The sequence below is a fragment of the Shumkonia mesophila genome (genome assembly GCF_026163695.1).
In the GTDB taxonomy this organism is placed as follows: domain Bacteria; phylum Pseudomonadota; class Alphaproteobacteria; order Rhodospirillales; family Shumkoniaceae; genus Shumkonia; species Shumkonia mesophila.
This window is the reverse complement of the sequence record NZ_JAOTID010000001.1, coordinates 415,361-431,984: the sequence shown is the minus strand read 5'-3', so window position 1 is coordinate 431,984 and position 16,624 is coordinate 415,361. Positions and strand designations below refer to the sequence as shown.

Below are 16,624 nucleotides of genomic sequence, written 5' to 3'. Positions count from 1 at the left end.
GAAGATGTGGAGATCCCGATGTCGATTACCGTCGAGAAGAAGCAGGAACTGATTGGAAAATTCGCCCTCAAGGAGGGCGATACCGGGTCGCCGGAAGTCCAGGTGGCCATTCTGAGCGAGCGCATCGTCAATCTGACCGAGCACCTGAAGACCCATAAGAAGGACTTCCACTCCCGGCGCGGTCTGTTGATGATGGTCGGCCAGCGCCGTCGTCTGCTTGACTACGTCAAGAACAAGGAGACGGCGCGTTACGAGGCCCTCATCAAGGAACTGGGCTTGCGCCGCTAAGGCCGCCGCATGTCGACGGCCTTTTCCCGGCCGGGCCTTCGGGGCCGTGTCCGGAGCGGGTTATCCCGCGAAATTCAAGACCAAGTGAAGACGCCGGGCAAGAATCCGCTTGCCGTGGCGGCGTGCGTGTCCGCCATTGCCGGCCGGACCCGTCCCGATGGGGACGGGTATACCGCCGGCGTGGCGGCGTTGGCGCGCCTTCACCGCCGCATGGAAGTGCGGTGCGGGAACGGATGGAAGGAAATTCACCGTGACGAACATGTTTAAGGAATTCCGCAAGGAAATCGACTGGGGCGGACGCCGCCTCGTTCTCGAAACCGGCAAGATCGCGCGCCAGTCCGATGGCGCGGTGCTGGCCACCTATGGGGACACCATCGTGCTGTGCACCGTGGTCGGCGACAAGAACCCCAAGCCGGGCATCGATTTTTTCCCGCTGACCGTCCACTACCAGGAGAAGACCTTCGCCAGCGGCAAGATCCCCGGCGGCTTCTTCAAGCGTGAGGGCCGCCCCTCCGAAAAGGAAACCCTGACGTCGCGCCTCATCGACCGGCCGATCCGGCCGCTCTTCGCCAAGGGCTACCGCAACGAGACCCAGGTCATTTGCACCGTGCTGTCGCACGACATGCAGAACGACCCCGACATCGTCGCCATGGTCGGCGCCTCGGCGGCGCTCACCCTCTCCGGGTTGCCGTTCCTCGGCCCCATCGGCGGCGCCCGCGTCGGTTACATCGATGGCAAGTACGTGCTCAACCCGGCGCTGGACGAAATCGCGGTGACCGACCTCGATCTGGTGGTCGCCGGCACCCAGGAAGGCGTGCTGATGGTCGAATCGGAGGCTCACGAGCTGTCCGAGGAGGTCATGCTGGGCGCCGTCATGTTCGGCCACGAGGCCTATCAGGCGGTGATCGACGCCATCATCGACCTGGCCGAGGTGTGCGCCAAGGAGCCGCGCGACGTGCCCGAGGCGCCGGCCGGCAAGGACGCCATCGCGGCCCGTGTCAAGGAGATGGCCGAAGCCGGCCTGCGCGAGGCCTATGGCGAAACCGCCAAGACCGAGCGCCACAAGAAGATCGAGGCGATCCGCGAGCAGGTCGTCCAGGCCCTCGCCGCCGACGAATCGCTGGACGCCAAATTGGTGGCCGACGTCCTGCCGGGCCTGTTCAAGGACCTCGAGAAGGACATCGTCCGGCGGGCCATCCTGGAAACCGGGCGGCGCATCGACGGACGCGACACCAAGACGGTCCGTCCGATCGCCACCGAGGTGGGCGTGCTTTCGCGCACCCACGGCAGCGCGCTGTTCACCCGCGGCGAGACCCAGGCCCTGGTGGTGACCACGCTGGGCACCGGCCAGGACGAGCAGATCATGGACGCGCTGGTCGGCGAATACCGCGAGCACTTCATGCTGCACTATAACTTCCCGCCCTACGCGGTGGGCGAAGCGAGCTTCATGCGGGGGCCGGGCCGCCGCGAGATCGGCCACGGCAAGCTGGCGTGGCGGGCCATCCGTCCGTTGCTGCCGGCGAAGGAGGACTTCCCCTACACCATCCGCGTCGTCTCCGAGGTCACCGAATCCAACGGCTCGTCCTCGATGGCGACCGTCTGCGGTTCGTCGATGTCGATGATGGATGCCGGCGTTCCGCTGGCGCGCCCGGTGGCGGGCATCGCCATGGGCCTGATCAAGGAGGACGACGGCATCGCCGTGCTGTCCGACATCCTGGGCGACGAGGACCACCTGGGCGACATGGACTTCAAGGTCGCCGGCACCGAGCGCGGCGTCACCGCGCTGCAGATGGACATCAAGATCACCTCGATCACCCAGGCGATCATGAAGACGGCGCTGGAACAGGCCCAGCAGGGCCGGCTCCACATCCTGGCCGAGATGGCCAAGACCATCGAAGGTTCGCGCCAGGCGGTCAGCGAAAAGGCGCCGCGCATCACCGTCATCCATATCGCCAAGGACAAGATCCGCGAAGTGATCGGCTCCGGCGGCAAGGTGATCCGCGAGATCTGCGAGGTGACCGGGGCCAAGGTCGACATCGAGGACGACGGCACCATCAAGGTGGCGGCGGTCGACCAGAAGGCGGCCGAGGCGGCGATCCAGTGGATCCGCGGCATCGCGGCCGAGCCCGAGGTGGGCGCCATCTACGACGGCAAGGTCGTCAAGGTGGTCGACTTCGGGGCCTTCGTGAACTTCCTGGGCAGCCGCGACGGCCTGGTTCACATCAGCGAACTGGCGCCGCGCCGGGTCGGCAAGGTGTCCGACGTGGTGAACGTCGGCGACCAGGTGAAGGTCAAGCTCATCGGCATCGACGATCGCGGCAAGGTCAAGCTGTCGATGAAGTCGGTCGATCAGCAGACCGGCGCCGAAGTGACGCCCGAAAAGGCGTCCTCCGAGGAGGCCGCGCACTGACGGTATGACGGCGATCCGGCGGCGCGGGACGCCGCCGGACGGGCCGGCGTCGGCGGAAAAATCCGTGACGCCGGCTCGATTGTCCCCATATGAAAAACAACCCGGCCGCGGCCAGTCCCGCCGCGAGTCCGGGGCAGGGATGGAATGTCCGGCGAGGAGACTTGATGTGAAGCCGCTTCAGCCTGTGGTCATTTCCGGCTTCGAGGTGCTGCCGCTCGTCGAAGGCGGCAAGGGTGTGTCCATTTCCAACGGCGAAAGCGCCGGCGCCTGGGCGGCGGCCGGCGGCGTCGGCACTTTCTCGGCCACCAACGCCGATACCTACGACAGCCAGGGGCGGCCCATCTTCCAGGACTATCTGGGCAAGAACCGGCGGGAACGTTTCGAGGAACTGGTCGCCTACGCCATCCACGGCGGCATCGTCCAGGCGCAGCGCGCCCACGAGGTTTCGGGCGGGCGCGGCCCCATCCACATGAACATCCTGTGGGAGGCCGGCGGCACGGAACGTGTGATGCACGGCATCCTCGAGGGGGCGCGCGGGTTGGTGCATGGCGTCACCTGCGGCGCCGGCATGCCCTACAAGGTGGCCGAGATCGCGTCGCACTACGGCGTCTACTATTATCCCATCGTGTCTTCGGCCCGGGCCTTCCGGGCGCTGTGGAAGCGCGCCTATCACAAGTACGCCGAATGGCTGGGCGGCGTCGTCTACGAGGACCCCTGGCTGGCCGGCGGTCACAACGGACTGAGCAACGTCGAGGACCCCGAGGCGCCCCAGGACCCCTATCCGCGGGTGGTCGAACTGCGCGCCACCATGCGCGAATTCGGCCTCGACGCGACGCCGGTCTTCATGGCCGGCGGCGTCTGGTACCTGCGCGAGTGGGAGCACTGGCTGGACAATCCCGACATCGGGCCGCTGGCCTTCCAGATCGGCACCCGGGCCATCCTGACCCGCGAAAGCCCGGTGTCGGAGGCCTGGAAGAAGCGGCTGCTCAACCTCAAGAAGGGCGAGGTCTTCCTCAATCGCTTCAGCCCGACCGGCTTCTATTCGTCGGCCGTCAACAACAGCTTCATCCAGGAACTGCGCGGGCGCAGCGAGCGGCAGGTGGCGTTCACCCGCGAGCCGCTGGGCGAGCATACCGAGGCGCTGTCGGTGGGCGCGCGCGGCCGCCTGTTCTACCTGACCGCCGCCGACAAGGTGCGGGCCGAGGGCTGGATCGCCGAGGGCTACGTCACGCCGATGCAGACCCCCGATTCGACCCTCGTCTTCGTGACCCCGGGAAAGGCCGAGCAGATCCGCGCCGATCAGAGCGGCTGCATGGGCTGCCTTTCCGCCTGCCGGTTCAGCAACTGGGCCCAAAACGAGATCGGCAGCACCGGCAAGCTGGCCGACCCCCGCTCGTACTGCATCCAGAAGACGCTGCAGGACGTCGCCCACGGCGGCGACACCGACAGCAACCTGATGTTTTCCGGGCACAACGGCTATCGGTTCGCCGACGATCCGTTTTATGGCAACGGCTTCATTCCCACTGTCGGCGAGCTGGTCGAGCGGATGGCCAGCGGCGACTGAGGGGCGGGTCCGGGCAAAATACCCATAATTTTTGTGTTGATACCGGGAGTGAACTCCGATATCGTATTCGAATTATGCTTATTTCAAACAACAAAATAGCTATATAAGAAACATGACAAAAATACGCCCCTACAGCCATGTCATCGATCGTCTGCGCGCCGCCGGCCTGCGGCCGACGCGGCAACGATTGGCCTTGGCCAAGCTGCTGTTCGATGGCGGCGACCGCCACGTGACGGCGGAAATGCTGCATGCCGAGGTTTTGAACGCCAACGTGCGGGTGTCGCTGGCCACGGTCTACAACACCCTGCACCAGTTCACCTCGTGCGGGCTGCTCCGCGAAATCGTGGTCGACGCCTCGCGCTCGTACTTCGATACCAACATGTCCGAGCATCACCATTTCTACATGGAAGACGGCGGCGAGCTGCTCGACATCCCCGGCGACCAGATCGTGGTGTCCCGGCTTCCGGCGGTTCCGCAAGGCAAGCAGATCAAGCGCGTCGAAGTCATCGTGCGGGTCGGCCTCGAGAGGCACTGAGCCTCTCCGAGGCGAGGTTCCGGTTTTCTTTTTCGCGATGGGCGGTCAATGGCCGCCGCGAAGGCTGTCTATTCGACGGCCTCGTCCGCGTACGCCCCCCAGAACTCGACCCGGCGCAGCCATCCCTTGAAGCCGTCGATTTCGGCCTGGCACCAGGCGCTGCCGCCCGGGCAGCCCAGCAGGAAGCCGACGACGCCGGCTTCGGCGCGGACCACCGCCCGGCTGTCGGAATCGGGCTTGCTGCGCAGCGTGCGGGTGGCGCCGGTGACGATCAGCGTGCGCTTGCCGCTGACCAGGCTCTGGTGCATCCAGCCCTGGGTACCCTGCCAGTCGCGGACCTTTCGCCAGGTATGGTGCTCGGCGATGATCTCCAGCGGCACGTCCTTGCGCAGATAGACCCAGTCCTCCGGGTACTGGACCCCCGGTCCGGTGCGCAGCTTGGCCTTTTCCGAACGCAGGCTGACGAAGCGGGGCAGCGGCAGGCCGGTTCCCTCGGCGGCGGCGAGGGCCGGCGCCCCGGTCCCCAGCAGGAAAAAGACGGCAAGCGCAAGGGAAAGCGGGCGGATCGATCTCGGCACCGGGAGGTGACCTTTCAGGGCGGGTTGGCGGGCCCATTATAGGGCGAAGCGCGCGCGCCGGGTCAAGCCGGCCGTCGCGGCCGGGACGCCGGCCGGTCGTAAATACGCAAGGCTGGACAAGGCCCTGGCATGCTGCTATGGCCTGACCGGAGGTTGCAGACCGGAGGGCCGTGAATGGCGCAGACCAAGCCCGTCGTCGTCGTTACCCGAAAGCTTCCCGACGCCATCGAAACGCGGATGATGGAGCTGTTCAGCGCGCGCCTCAATCTCGACGACACGCAGATGACCCGGACTCAGCTTATCGAGGCGGTCAAGGACGCCGACGTGCTGACCCCCACCGTCACCGACCGCATCGACGCCGAGATCATCGCGGCGGCCGGACCGAACCTCAAGCTGATCGCCAACTTCGGCACCGGCGTCGATCACATCGACCTGGCCGCCGCCGCCGCGCGCGGCATCGTCGTCACCAACACGCCCGACGTGCTGACCGAGGATACCGCCGACATGGCCATGGCCATGATCCTGGCGGTGGCGCGCCGCCTGGGCGAGGGCGAGCGGGTTCTCAGGGCCGGCAAATGGTCGGGGTGGTCGCCGACCTGGATGCTTGGCCGGCGCATCAACGGCAAGCGCTTGGGGATCGTCGGCATGGGGCGCATCGGCCGCGCGCTGGCGGTGCGGGCCCGCGGCTTCGGGCTGTCCATCCACTACCACAACCGCCATCGGGTGCATCCCGACATCGAGGCCGAGCTGGAGGCCACCTATTGGGACAGCCTGGACCAGATGCTGGCCCGCATGGACATCATCTCGGTCAACTGCCCGCACACCCCGGCCACCTATCACCTGCTGTCGGCGCGCCGGCTGCGGCTGCTGGCGCCGCAGGCCTTCGTGGTCAACACCTCGCGCGGCGAGGTCATCGACGAAAGCGCGCTGACCCGCATGCTGGCGGCCGGCGAGATCGCCGGCGCCGCGCTCGACGTCTTCGAGAACGCGCCCGCCGTCAACCCCAAGCTGCTGGCCTTGGACAACGTCGTCCTGGTGCCGCACATGGGCTCGGCGACCATCGAGGGGCGCGTCGCCATGGGCGAGAGGGTGCTGATCAACATCAAGTCCTTCGTCGACGGCAACCCGCCGCCCGATCGCGTCCTTCTCGACGCGCCCTGAGCCCGCCGGCGACCGCCTCCATGTCCGCCGCCGCCCCGCCGCGGCCGTTGGCCCGGGCCATTCCCTTCGTCGAGCCGGCCGATGCCTTCGCCGCCTTCGCCGCCGATCCCGTTGCCGCGCTGCTCGACTCGGCGGCGCCGGCCGGCGGCCGTGGGCGTTATGCCTATATCGCCGCCGATCCGTTTCGCGTGCTGACCTGGCGGTGGGGCGATGCCGGCGACCCGCTGGCCCTTCTCGCCGCCGGGCTGGCCGGCCGGCCGTTGGCCGCCAACCCCGGCCTGCCGCCCTTTCAGGGAGGCGCCGTCGGCTTCCTCGGCTACGAGCTGGCCGGGACGCTCGAGCGGCTGGCGCCGCCCGCTGCCGCCGGGCCGGCGCTGCCCGATCTCTTCTTCGCCTTCTACGACACCGTCGCCGCCTTCGATCTCGAAGACCGCAAGGCCTGGGCGATCGCCGCCGACGTCGCGGCGGCCGGCCCGCGGCCGCCGGCCGGCCGCCGCCTGGAGGCGCTTGCCGCGCGCCTGGCCGCCGCGCCGGCGCCGCCGAACGACCCGGGCACCGCGTCCTCCTGGCGGGCCGAAACACCGCGCCCGGACTACGAGGCCAAGGTCGCGCGCACGGTGGACTACATCCGGGCCGGCGACATCTATCAGGCCAACCTGTCGCAGCGCTTCCTCGCCCCCCGCCCGCCCGGCCTCACGCCCTATCTGCTGCACAGGCGGGTACGCGCCGCCAGCCCGGCTCCGTTCGCGGCGCTGCTGGCCTGCGGGCCGGGGCAGACCGTCGTCTCGGCCTCGCCCGAGCGCTTCCTCAGGCTCGCCGCCGACGGCGCCATCGAGACCCGCCCCATCAAGGGCACCCGGCGGCGCGGCGCCGATGCCGCCGAGGACGCGGCCTTGGCGCGCCAGCTGATGGCCAGCGCCAAGGATCGGGCCGAGAACCTGATGATCGTCGATTTGCTGCGCAACGACCTGTCGCGCGTCGCCGTGACCGGCAGCGTCGGCGTGCCGGCGCTCTGCGAACTCGAAAGCTTCGCCTCCATCCATCACCTGGTGTCGGTCATCGAGGCCCGGCTTAAGCCCGGGCTGGGGCCGGTCGATCTCCTGCGCGCCGCTTTTCCCGGCGGCTCGATCACCGGGGCGCCGAAGATTCGCGCCATGGAGATCATCCGCGAGCTGGAGCCGGCCCGGCGCGGCCCCTATTGCGGGGCCATCGCCTGGATCGGCTTCGACGGGGCGATGGATTCCTCGATTGTCATCCGCACCCTGGTCGTCGACGGCGACGATGTCATCCTGCAGGCCGGCGGCGGCATCGTCGCCGATTCGCAGCCGGCGGCCGAGTACGAGGAGACGCTGGACAAGGCCAGACCCCTGATGGCATGCCTGGACCCCCGGAAAGGCGGCGGCATCCGATGACGATCTGGCTCGACGGCACGCTCATCCCCCTGGAATCGGCCCGCCTGCGCCCGGACGATCGCGGCTTCACCCTGGGCGACGGCCTGTTCGAGACGCTGGCCATCCGCGATCGAACGGTCTTGCGCGTGCCCGCCCATCTCGCCCGCCTGCGCGCGGGCTGCGCCGAGCTGGCCCTGCCGCTTCCCTACGGCGATGACGCTCTTGCCGAGGCGCTGACCCGGGTGGCGGCGGGGATGGAAACCGGCACCGCGCGGCTCACCGTCAGCCGCGGCCCGGCGCCGCGTGGCCTCAAGCCACCCGAAAAGCCGTTGCCCACGGTATTGATCACCGCCACTCCGGCCTCCCTGGCCCCACCCGCGCCGGCCGCCGTGGTGATCGCCGCCACGACGCGGCGCAATTCCCATTCCCCGCTGGCGCGCCTCAAGTCGCTCAACTACCTGGACGGGATCATTGCGTTGATGGAAGCCCACCGCCGCGGCGCCGACGACGCGCTGCTGCTCAACACCGCCGGCACGCTGGCCGAGGCGACGGCGGCCAACCTGTTCGCGGTGATCGAGGGCGTGGCGGTCACGCCCCCCATCGCCGACGGGGCGCTGCCCGGCCTCATGCGGGCGGCGGCGCGCGATGTGCTGAACGCCACGGAGCGCAGCCTGACCGCGGCCGATCTCGAAGCCGCATCGGAGATTTTTCTGACCAACGTCACCGGCATCCGCCCGGTGGTGCGACTCGAAGACCGGCCGGTGGGCCGGGGCCGGCCGGGCCCGGTGTGGGCGTCGCTGGGCGGCCTGGTCCTGGGGCGGGAAAGGCCCTAAATGAACAGCATGGCGCCTTTGGCCGAGGCGTCGGTGACGAAGGTGACGACGCCGCCGTCCTCGATCGGGATGTCGCCCCGGAGGTCGGTGCGGGAGAGATCCATCGCCTTCAGGCCCATCTCGCAGACCAGGAAGCGCACGCCGAGTTCCGGGCAGGCCGTCAGCAGTTCCTCGAAGGTGGCGACGCCCCTGGCCGCGAAGGCGTCGTCCATGGCCCCGGCGTCGGCCCAACCGTCGCTCGCCACCGGCAGTGCGCGCCACGAAGGCGTACCGTCGGCGGCCGGTTTCATCAGGGCGCGGCTGGCCTCCATGGTGAAGAAAAGGGTCACCGCCTTGCCGATGGCGGCGGCGCCGCTGGCCAGCACCAGGGCGTAGTGGACCTTGTCGAAGTCGCCCGAGAAGACGACGAGGGAAAGCTTGTCCGGGCTGGCCTCAGTGGGCATGGATCGAAAGATCCCGGATGGACGGGTGGGCACCGCACAGCGGGCAGCCGGGGTCGCGCTTGGCGCGGATCTTGCGAAACGTGGTGGTCAGCGCGTCGATGACCAAAAGCGAGCCGGCCAGGCTTTCGCCGATGCCCAGAAGTTCCTTGAGCACCTCGACCGCCTGGGTCGAGCCGACCAGGCCGCACAGCGCGCCCAGCACGCCGGCCTGGGCGCAGGTCGGCACCGAATCGGGCGGCGGCGGCTCGCGGAAGATGCAGCGATAGCAGGGCCCGTCGCCCTCCTCGTAGGCCTTGAAGGTATAGACCTGGCCGGCGAAGCGCAGGATGGCGCCGCCGACCAGGGGCTTTTTGGCGAAGTAGCAGGCGTCGTTGAGCAGGAACTTGGTCTCGAAGTTGTCGCTGCCGTCGGCCACCACGTCGTAGCCGGCCATCAGCTCCTCCGCGTTGGCGGCGGTGAAGCGCACCGGATGGCGGATCACCTTCACCCCCGGGTTGACGGCCGCCAGCGTCTCGGCGGCGCTGTCGGCCTTCATCCGGCCGACGCTTGCCGTCCTGTGCACGATCTGGCGCTGCAGGTTGGTGAGGTCGACGGCGTCGTCGTCGACCACGCCTAACGTCCCCACTCCCGCCGCCGCCAGGTAGAGCAGCAGCGGCGAGCCCAGCCCGCCGGCCCCGACCACCAGGACGCGCGAGGAAAGCAGGCGGGCCTGGCCCTCGCCGCCGACCTCGGGCAGCAGGATGTGGCGGGCGTAGCGGTTGATCTGTTCCTCGGTGAAATCCATGGTGTCGTCCGGCGTGGCCGGAAGCCTTTCTACTCGACGCCGAGGCCGTCGAAAAGGGCGGTCGACAGATAGCGCTCGGCAAACGAGGGCAGGATGGCGACGATCATCTTGCCTTCCATGTCGGGCCGCTGGCCCAACTCCAGCGCCGCGGCCAGCGCCGCGCCCGACGAGATGCCGCCCGGCAGCCCCTCCAGGCGGGCCGCTTTGCGGGCGGTGGCAAACGCGGTTTCGTTGCCGATCTTCAAGACCTCGTCGATGATCGAGGCGTTGAGGATCTTGGGCACGAATCCGGCCCCGATGCCCTGGATCTTGTGCGGCCCCGGCACGCCGCCCGACAGCACCGGGCTGTCCTCGGGCTCCACGGCGACGACCTTGAAGGAAGGCTTGCGCGCCTTCAGGACCTCGCCGACGCCGGTCAGCGTGCCGCCGGTGCCGACACCCGATACCAGCACATCGGCCTTGCCGGCCGTGTCGGTCCAGATCTCTTCCGCGGTGGTCAGGCGGTGCACGGCCGGGTTGGCCGGGTTCTCGAACTGCTGGAGCATGATGGCGACGGGGTTCTGCTCGACGATCTCGGCGGCCCGGGCAATCGCCCCGGTCATGCCCTTGGCGGCGGGGGTCAGTTCCAGCTCGGCGCCCAGCAGGGCCAGCATCTTGCGCCGCTCGACCGACATGCTTTCGGGCATGGTGAGGATCAGCCGGTAGCCCTTGGCGGCGCAGACGAAGGCCAGCGCGATGCCGGTGTTGCCCGAGGTCGGCTCGACCAGCAGCGTGCCGGGCCCGATGCGGCCGGCGGCCTCGGCCGCCTCGACCATGGCCAGCCCGATGCGGTCCTTGACCGAGGCCAGCGGATTGAAGAACTCGCACTTGCCGAGGATGATCGCCTTGCTGCCGGCGTCCTCGGCCAGCTTGGAGAGGCGGACCAGGGGCGTGGCGCCGATGGTATCGACGATGCTGTCGTAGATGCGTCCGCGAAATTCCGACGTGAAAGCGGCTTCCGAAACGACGCTGGGGCGAGTGCTCATGGGTCAGGCCCTTCCGTGGCTAATGAATATCCTCAAAAAAAATGTTATTTCCAGGCAATTCCGTCAAGGAGAATGTGGTTTCCCGACGGCCGCCATGCGACATCGATCCAAGGCAGATGGGGGCCTCAGATGGTGAAATCGAGATTGCGCCGGCCTTCGCTGACGATTCCCGCCTCGTCGGCCCGCGTGCACAGCGAATCGATGGTGATTTCGTCGAGCGAAACCAGCACCGACTGCTGGAGTTCCAGCCACATCGGGCGGATGACGTCGTGCCCCAGGCTGGAGCCGCCGACGTCCTCCAGCGGGTCCTCCGAACCGTCCATGGCGCGCACCACCCTGACGATGTCGCCGACCGAAATGCGCCGCCGCTCGCGGGCCAGCCGATAGCCGCCGCGCGGCCCCCGGACGCCGATCAGCACGCCCTCGCGCACCAGGTTTTGCAGGGCCTGTTCCAGATAGCGCCGGGGAATGCCCTGGCGGCGCGTGATCTCGCGGCTCTGCACCGGCTCGCTGCCGGCGTGATAGGCGATGTCGAGGACCGCCTCGATGGCGAACAGCATTTTCTTGGACACACGAAACATGGGTTCAACCCTTTGCGTGGAGGCCGGTCGAGCCGAAACCGCCGGTGCCCCGTCCGCTTTCCGGAAGGGCGTCGACCGGTTCCCAGGCGACGTGGCTGACCGGGGCGACCACCATCTGGGCGATGCGCATGCCCGGTTCGACGGTGAAGGTCTCGGCCCCGATGTTGGCGAGGATGACCATGATCTCGCCACGGTAGTCGGCATCGACGGTGCCGGGCGAGTTGACCAGGATGATGCCGTGCTTGATGGCCAGGCCCGAGCGCGGCCGCACCTGCGCCTCATACCCCTCGGGCAGCGCGATGGCGATGCCGGAAGGGACCAGCCGGCGGGCCCCCGGCGCCAGGGCCAGCGGCGCCGCGATGGCCGCCATCAGGTCGACCCCGGCGCTGCCCGGCGTGGCGTAGGCCGGCAGCGGCAGGTGGGCCCCGTGCGGCAGCCTTTGCACGGCGACGGCGACCCCGCTCACGACGCCGTCTCCAGGGCGGTGGCGATGCGCTCGGCCAGCCGCTCGGCGACCTCGCGCTTGGAAAGGGTCGGCCAGGCCTCGGTGGCCTGCGGACCGTCGGCGGTGATCAGGTGGACGCGGTTTTCGTCGCCGCCGAAGGTGCCGGCGGCCGCAGACACGTCGTTGGCGACGATCCAGTCGCAGCCCTTGCGGGAACGCTTTTCCCGGGCGTTCTCGACCACCTGCTCGGTCTCGGCGGCGAAGCCTACGACCAGACGCGGGCGGTGGGGGCCCTTGGCGGCCAAGGTCGCCAGGATGTCGGGGTTCTCGGTGAGCTTGAGGACCGGCGGCTTGCCGCCGGCGGTCTTCTTGATCTTGCCGGCCGCCGGCTCCGCGACCCGCCAGTCGGCGACGGCGGCGGCGCAGACGGCGACGTCGGCGGGCAAGGCAGCCTGGCAGGCGGCCAGCATGTCGGCCGCCGATTCGACCCGCACCACCGTCACCCCAAGCGGATCGGGCTCGAGCGTCGGACCGGCAATCAGCGTGACGTCGGCGCCCAGCCGTCGAAGCGCCGCGGCGATGGCATGCCCCTGCTTGCCCGACGAGCGGTTGGCGATGTAGCGGACCGGATCGATCGGCTCATGGGTGGGGCCGCTGGTGACCAGGGCGCGACGCCCGGCCAGGCGGCCGTGGCCGCCGAAGAAGGCCTCCATCGCCGCCAGGATGTCGTCGACCTCGGCCATTCGCCCCATGCCGAATTCGTTGCAGGCCATGGCGCCCTCGGCCGGGCCGACCCGATGGATGCCGCGCCCTTGCAGGGTGGCGAGGTTGGCCTGGGTGGCCGGATGCTCCCACATGCGCACGTTCATGGCGGGGGCCACCATCACCGGCGCGCTGGTCGCCAGCAGAAGGGTGCTGGCCAGGTCGTCGCCCAGCCCCGCCGCCATCTTGGCCAGGATGTTGGCGGTGGCCGGCGCCACCAGCACGAGGTCGGCTTCGCGCGACAACTGGATGTGGCCCATCTCGCTCTCCTCGGTCAGCGAGAAGAGGTCGCGATGCACCGCATGCTCGCTCAAGGCGGCCAGCGAAAGGGGAGTGACGAACTGTTCGCCGGCCCGCGTCAGCACGCAGCGCACCGAGGCGCCGCGCTCGCGCAGCCGGCGGATCAAATCGAGGCACTTGTAGGCGGCGATTCCCCCGGCGACGATTAAAAGAATGCGTTGTCCCTGAAGCACGGCCTATTCCAAAAAAAATCACGGAAAAAATGGTGTGGTTAGAACCTAGTCTACGCCGTAACGGGATGCAAGCTCGATCCCGGCGTTTTCACCCTATGGGAGGGACAGGAAAGCCAGGGCGCCGGCCAGAAGCGCGATCGCCACCCAGGCGGCGATCAGCGGCAACCGGCCCGGCGTGCCGCCGCGCAGGGCGTGCAGGGTTTCGGGATGCAGCTTGAGCTCGCCGGACGCGATCATCGAAATGCTGCGCTCGATGCTGTCGAGCACGCGGGGCAGGCGCTCGCCGGCCTTGACCAGTTCGCCCAGCGTCTCGCGCAGGCGGGCGTCGGGGGCCATCAGTTCGGCCATCCAGTCCTCGACCAGCGGGCGGGCCATGAACCACATGTTCGAATCGGGGCTCAGGCGGCGGGCCGTGCCTTCGCCGACCAGCATGGTCTTCTGGAGCAGCAGGAGCTGGGGCTGGGCCTCCATCTGGAAGGTCTCGGCGACCTGGAACAGTTGGCCCAACAGCCGGCCCATGGAAATCTCGTTCTGCGGCTTGTCGAGAATCGGCTCGGCGATCGAGCGGCAGGCCTGGGTGAAGGCGTCGACCGAGCTGACCGGCGGAATCCATCCCGCTTCGTAGTGGACCTCGGCGGCCCGCCGGTAGTCGCGGGTGAGGAAAGCCAGCAGCAGTTCGGCCAAGTGGCGCCGGTTGGGGCGGTCGAGCCTTCCCATGATGCCGAAATCGACGGCGGCGATGCTGCCGTCGGTCTGCACGAACAGGTTGCCGGCGTGCAGGTCGCCGTGGAAGAAGCCGTCGCGGAAGACCTGCCTGAAGAAGGCGTTGCCGGCATTCTTCAGCACCACCTCGGGGTCGTGGCCGGCGGCCAGGATGGCCTCGCGGTCGTCGATGGGAATGCCGCTGACCCTGGCCGTGGTCAGTACCCTCCGGCCGGTCCTGGCCCAATCGATCGAGGGAACGTGGAAGGTGGGATCGTCGGTGAAATTCTCGGCCAGCTCCGAGGCGGCGGCCGCCTCGTAGCGCAGGTCCATTTCGAGCGCCACGGTGTCTGCCAGCGTGCGCACCGATTCGACGGGCTTGAAGCGGCGCAGCGCCGGCCGGGCCGCCAGCGCCAGTTCGGCGCCCCAATAGAAAAGGTCGAGGTCGCGGGCGAACTTGGCCTCGATGCCCGGGCGCAGCACCTTGACCGCCACCTCGCGGCCATCGGTGGTAACGGCGAAATGGACCTGGGCGATGGAGGCGGCGGCGACCGCCTTGTCGTCGAACGAGCGGAAGAGGGCATCGACGGGTTTGCCGAATTCGGCCTCGATGGCGGCGCGCGCCAATTCGCCGGGGAAGGGCGGCAGGCTGTCCTGCAGCGCCGAGAGGTCGGCGGCGATCTCGTCGCCCATCAGGTCGGCCCGGGTGGAAAGGGCCTGGCCCATCTTGATGAAGCTGGGGCCCGCCTCCTCCAGCGCCGCGGCCAGGCGCTGGCCCGGACGGCCCTGGCGGCTCCGGTGGGCGAGCAGGCGGGCGGCCCACACCACGCCGCGCACCACGTCGGTCCGCTCCAGCAGGAACAGCGCGTCGTGGCGGGCCAGGATGCGGGCGATCCGGAGCAGCCGGGCGACGTTCCTGAGGCTCCGCATCATAGGCGCCACCCCGAATGGATGGCGGCGATGCCGCCCGACAGGTTCCAATAACGGACCCGCTCCAGCCCCGCCTCGGCGATCATGGCGGCGAATTTCTCCTGCGGCGGAAAGCGGCGGATGCTCTCGGCCAGATACTGGTAGGCGTCGCGGTCCTGGGCGACGACCTGTCCAATCAGCGGCAGCACGCGGAAGGAATAGGCGTCGTACAGGCGATCGAGCACCGGCAGCACCACCTGGCTGAACTCGAGGCAGAGAAAGCGTCCGCCCGGCTTCAGCACGCGCCGCGCCTCGACGAGCGCGGCGGGAATGTCGGTGACATTGCGGATGCAGAACGCGGTGGTGTAGGCGTCGACCGAGGAGGAGCCGACGGGCAGGCGCTCGGCGTCGCCGCATACCCAGGCCGGGCCGCCCGAAAGAATGCCGCGGTCGACGGCGCGCCGGCGGCCGACCCCCAGCATCTCGGCGTTGATGTCGCACACCGTGACGTCGCCACCGCCCCGCTTGAGGAAGGCGAACGCGATGTCGCCGGTGCCGCCGCCGACGTCGAGCAGCCGCATGCCGGGCTGCGGGTTCAGCTTGTCGACGAACGCCGACTTCCACAGCCGGTGCACGCCCCAGCTCATCAGGTCGTTCATCAGGTCATAGCGTGGCGCCACGCTTTCGAACACGCCGCGCACCAGCGACGCCTTCTCCGCCACCGGCACCGCGCGGAAGCCGAAATGGGTGGTCGCCTCGTCGGCGGGGCCGGGCGAACCGGCCGGGGATCGCGATCTCTTCGACATGACGCGGAAAGATAGCCTAAGCCACGGGCACGCGCTACGCTAGAACCGGCCGCGCCAACCCCGAAAGTCGTTCACGCCATGCCCGAACTGCCCGAAGTGGAAACCGTGCGCCGCGGCCTCGAACCCGCCCTTTTGGGGCGTGTCCTCGTGCGGGTGCTGGCGCGCCGGCGCGACCTGCGCCAGCCCCTGCCCGACGACTTCGAGGCGCGCCTCACCGGGCGGCGGGTGACGGCGCTCGGCCGGCGGGCGAAGTACCTGCTGGTTTTCCTCGACTCGGGCGACTGCCTGATCGGCCATCTCGGCATGTCCGGGCGCATCTGCGTGTTCGCCCCACCGGTCCCGGAGCCCGAGCGCCACGACCACGTGGTGCTCGAAACCGACGACGGCTATTCGGTGCGCTTCAACGATCCCCGCCGATTCGGCCTGATGGCGCTGGCCCGCGCCGACGCCCTGGCGGCCCATCCGTTGCTGGCCGGCCTTGGCCCCGAACCGCTGGGAGACGGCTTCGACGGGGCGGCCCTGGCGGCCCGCCTGGCCGGGCGGCGGGGACCGCTCAAGGTGGCGCTGCTGGACCAGTCGGTGGTCGCCGGGCTCGGCAACATCTACGCCAGCGAGGCGCTGTTCAGGGCCGGGCTGTCGCCGCTGCGCGCCGCCGCCAGCGTGACCGGGCGGCGGGCGGAGCGGCTGGTCCGGGCGATTCGCCTGACGCTGGAGGAGGCCATCGCCGCCGGCGGTTCGTCGCTGCGCGACCATCGCCGGCCGTCGGGCGAGCTCGGCTATTTCCAGCACAGCTTCGCCGTCTACGACCGGGAAGGGCAGGCTTGCCCGGGCTGCGACTGCGACTCCGCGGCGACCGGGGGCATCCGGCGAATCATCCAGGGCGGCCGTTCGACTTTCTATTGTGCGAAGCGCCAGCGATGAGGTACCACCGGGA

17 protein-coding genes are annotated in these 16,624 nt (G+C 69.1%); 8 read left to right on the top strand and 9 right to left on the bottom strand.

Annotated elements, in window-relative coordinates; all coding sequences use genetic code 11:
• Positions 1 to 18 precede the first annotated feature (18 nt).
• The 4 genes from rpsO (at position 19) to irrA (ending at position 4,797) form a co-directional block, all read left to right on the top strand.
• The gene (gene rpsO, locus ODR01_RS01865; RefSeq protein WP_316975889.1) at positions 19 to 288 is read left to right on the top strand and encodes a 30S ribosomal protein S15; all 270 of its coding nucleotides are present in this window, start codon (positions 19 to 21) and stop codon (positions 286 to 288) included.
• Positions 289 to 547: 259 nt separating this feature from the next.
• The gene (gene pnp, locus ODR01_RS01860) at positions 548 to 2,698 is read left to right on the top strand and encodes a polyribonucleotide nucleotidyltransferase (protein ID WP_316976204.1); all 2,151 of its coding nucleotides are present in this window, start codon (positions 548 to 550) and stop codon (positions 2,696 to 2,698) included.
• Positions 2,699 to 2,864: 166 nt separating this feature from the next.
• The gene (locus ODR01_RS01855) at positions 2,865 to 4,262 is read left to right on the top strand and encodes an NAD(P)H-dependent flavin oxidoreductase (protein ID WP_316975888.1); all 1,398 of its coding nucleotides are present in this window, start codon (positions 2,865 to 2,867) and stop codon (positions 4,260 to 4,262) included.
• Between the two features lie 112 nt (positions 4,263 to 4,374).
• Positions 4,375 to 4,797: an iron response transcriptional regulator IrrA gene (irrA, locus tag ODR01_RS01850; protein ID WP_316975887.1), complete on the top strand. Its 423-nt coding sequence runs from the start codon at positions 4,375 to 4,377 to the stop codon at positions 4,795 to 4,797.
• A 68-nt stretch (positions 4,798 to 4,865) separates the two neighbouring features.
• On the opposite strand, the gene ODR01_RS01845 is transcribed toward irrA, so the two are convergent.
• Positions 4,866 to 5,375 (bottom strand): SH3 domain-containing protein, encoded by a 510-nt coding sequence (locus ODR01_RS01845; protein ID WP_316975886.1) that lies wholly within the window; start codon positions 5,373 to 5,375, stop codon positions 4,866 to 4,868.
• Positions 5,376 to 5,549: 174 nt separating this feature from the next.
• On the opposite strand from ODR01_RS01845, the gene ODR01_RS01840 reads away from it, so the two are divergent.
• Genes ODR01_RS01840 through ODR01_RS01830 form a run of 3 tightly spaced genes read left to right on the top strand, consistent with a single transcriptional unit; the run spans position 5,550 to position 8,760 of the window.
• Positions 5,550 to 6,536 (top strand): 2-hydroxyacid dehydrogenase, encoded by a 987-nt coding sequence (locus tag ODR01_RS01840; protein ID WP_316975885.1) that lies wholly within the window; start codon positions 5,550 to 5,552, stop codon positions 6,534 to 6,536.
• Positions 6,537 to 6,556: 20 nt separating this feature from the next.
• Positions 6,557 to 7,948 carry an aminodeoxychorismate synthase component I gene (gene pabB, locus ODR01_RS01835; protein WP_316975884.1) on the top strand — a complete coding sequence of 464 codons (1,392 nt, stop codon included), beginning with the start codon at positions 6,557 to 6,559 and terminating at the stop codon, positions 7,946 to 7,948.
• Positions 7,945 to 8,760 (top strand): aminotransferase class IV, encoded by an 816-nt coding sequence (locus ODR01_RS01830; protein WP_316975883.1) that lies wholly within the window; start codon positions 7,945 to 7,947, stop codon positions 8,758 to 8,760. Before pabB ends, ODR01_RS01830 begins: the two co-directional genes overlap by 4 nt.
• On the opposite strand, the gene ODR01_RS01825 is transcribed toward ODR01_RS01830, so the two are convergent.
• The 8 genes from ODR01_RS01825 to ODR01_RS01790 form a co-directional block, all read right to left on the bottom strand.
• The gene (locus ODR01_RS01825) at positions 8,757 to 9,203 is read right to left on the bottom strand and encodes a DsrE/DsrF/DrsH-like family protein (RefSeq protein ID WP_316975882.1); all 447 of its coding nucleotides are present in this window, start codon (positions 9,201 to 9,203) and stop codon (positions 8,757 to 8,759) included. The genes ODR01_RS01830 and ODR01_RS01825 overlap by 4 nt on opposite strands.
• The gene (locus ODR01_RS01820) at positions 9,193 to 9,987 is read right to left on the bottom strand and encodes a HesA/MoeB/ThiF family protein (RefSeq protein WP_316975881.1); all 795 of its coding nucleotides are present in this window, start codon (positions 9,985 to 9,987) and stop codon (positions 9,193 to 9,195) included. Before ODR01_RS01820 ends, ODR01_RS01825 begins: the two co-directional genes overlap by 11 nt.
• Positions 9,988 to 10,016: 29 nt before the next feature.
• A complete protein-coding gene (gene cysK, locus ODR01_RS01815) occupies positions 10,017 to 11,012 on the bottom strand; it encodes a cysteine synthase A (RefSeq protein ID WP_316975880.1) in 996 nt (331 codons plus the stop codon).
• 125 nt (positions 11,013 to 11,137) lie between these two features.
• Entirely contained in the window at positions 11,138 to 11,593 is a 456-nt protein-coding gene (locus ODR01_RS01810) for an RrF2 family transcriptional regulator (RefSeq protein WP_316975879.1), read from the bottom strand.
• Positions 11,594 to 11,597: 4 nt separating this feature from the next.
• Positions 11,598 to 12,059, bottom strand: coding sequence for a dUTP diphosphatase (gene dut, locus ODR01_RS01805; protein WP_316975878.1), 462 nt, complete (start codon positions 12,057 to 12,059; stop codon positions 11,598 to 11,600).
• A complete protein-coding gene (gene coaBC, locus ODR01_RS01800) occupies positions 12,056 to 13,273 on the bottom strand; it encodes a bifunctional phosphopantothenoylcysteine decarboxylase/phosphopantothenate--cysteine ligase CoaBC (RefSeq protein ID WP_316975877.1) in 1,218 nt (405 codons plus the stop codon). Before coaBC ends, dut begins: the two co-directional genes overlap by 4 nt.
• Positions 13,274 to 13,366: 93 nt before the next feature.
• On the bottom strand, positions 13,367 to 14,908 hold the full coding sequence (gene ubiB, locus ODR01_RS01795; protein WP_316975876.1) for a 2-polyprenylphenol 6-hydroxylase: 1,542 nt from the start codon (positions 14,906 to 14,908) through the stop codon (positions 13,367 to 13,369).
• A complete protein-coding gene (locus ODR01_RS01790; protein ID WP_316975875.1) occupies positions 14,905 to 15,690 on the bottom strand; it encodes a class I SAM-dependent methyltransferase in 786 nt (261 codons plus the stop codon). Before ODR01_RS01790 ends, ubiB begins: the two co-directional genes overlap by 4 nt.
• Positions 15,691 to 15,768: 78 nt before the next feature.
• Between ODR01_RS01790 and mutM the strand changes: the two genes are divergently transcribed.
• Positions 15,769 to 16,611 (top strand): bifunctional DNA-formamidopyrimidine glycosylase/DNA-(apurinic or apyrimidinic site) lyase, encoded by an 843-nt coding sequence (gene mutM, locus ODR01_RS01785; protein WP_316975874.1) that lies wholly within the window; start codon positions 15,769 to 15,771, stop codon positions 16,609 to 16,611.
• Positions 16,612 to 16,624: the final 13 nt, after the last annotated feature.

Bases quoted from the DNA above. Each gene is read 5' to 3' on its own strand.
- rpsO (WP_316975889.1), top strand. From the start codon at position 19: ATGTCGATTACCGTCGAGAAGAAGCAGGAACTGATTGGAAAATTCGCC.
- pnp (WP_316976204.1), top strand. From the start codon at position 548: ATGTTTAAGGAATTCCGCAAGGAAATCGACTGGGGCGGACGCCGCCTC.
- irrA (WP_316975887.1), top strand. From the start codon at position 4,375: ATGACAAAAATACGCCCCTACAGCCATGTCATCGATCGTCTGCGCGCC.
- ODR01_RS01840 (WP_316975885.1), top strand. From the start codon at position 5,550: ATGGCGCAGACCAAGCCCGTCGTCGTCGTTACCCGAAAGCTTCCCGAC.
- pabB (WP_316975884.1), top strand. From the start codon at position 6,557: ATGTCCGCCGCCGCCCCGCCGCGGCCGTTGGCCCGGGCCATTCCCTTC.
- ODR01_RS01830 (WP_316975883.1), top strand. From the start codon at position 7,945: ATGACGATCTGGCTCGACGGCACGCTCATCCCCCTGGAATCGGCCCGC.
- ODR01_RS01825 (WP_316975882.1), bottom strand. From the start codon at position 9,203: ATGCCCACTGAGGCCAGCCCGGACAAGCTTTCCCTCGTCGTCTTCTCG.
- ODR01_RS01820 (WP_316975881.1), bottom strand. From the start codon at position 9,987: ATGGATTTCACCGAGGAACAGATCAACCGCTACGCCCGCCACATCCTG.
- cysK (WP_316975880.1), bottom strand. From the start codon at position 11,012: ATGAGCACTCGCCCCAGCGTCGTTTCGGAAGCCGCTTTCACGTCGGAA.
- ODR01_RS01810 (WP_316975879.1), bottom strand. From the start codon at position 11,593: ATGTTTCGTGTGTCCAAGAAAATGCTGTTCGCCATCGAGGCGGTCCTC.
- ubiB (WP_316975876.1), bottom strand. From the start codon at position 14,908: ATGATGCGGAGCCTCAGGAACGTCGCCCGGCTGCTCCGGATCGCCCGC.
- ODR01_RS01790 (WP_316975875.1), bottom strand. From the start codon at position 15,690: ATGTCGAAGAGATCGCGATCCCCGGCCGGTTCGCCCGGCCCCGCCGAC.
- mutM (WP_316975874.1), top strand. From the start codon at position 15,769: ATGCCCGAACTGCCCGAAGTGGAAACCGTGCGCCGCGGCCTCGAACCC.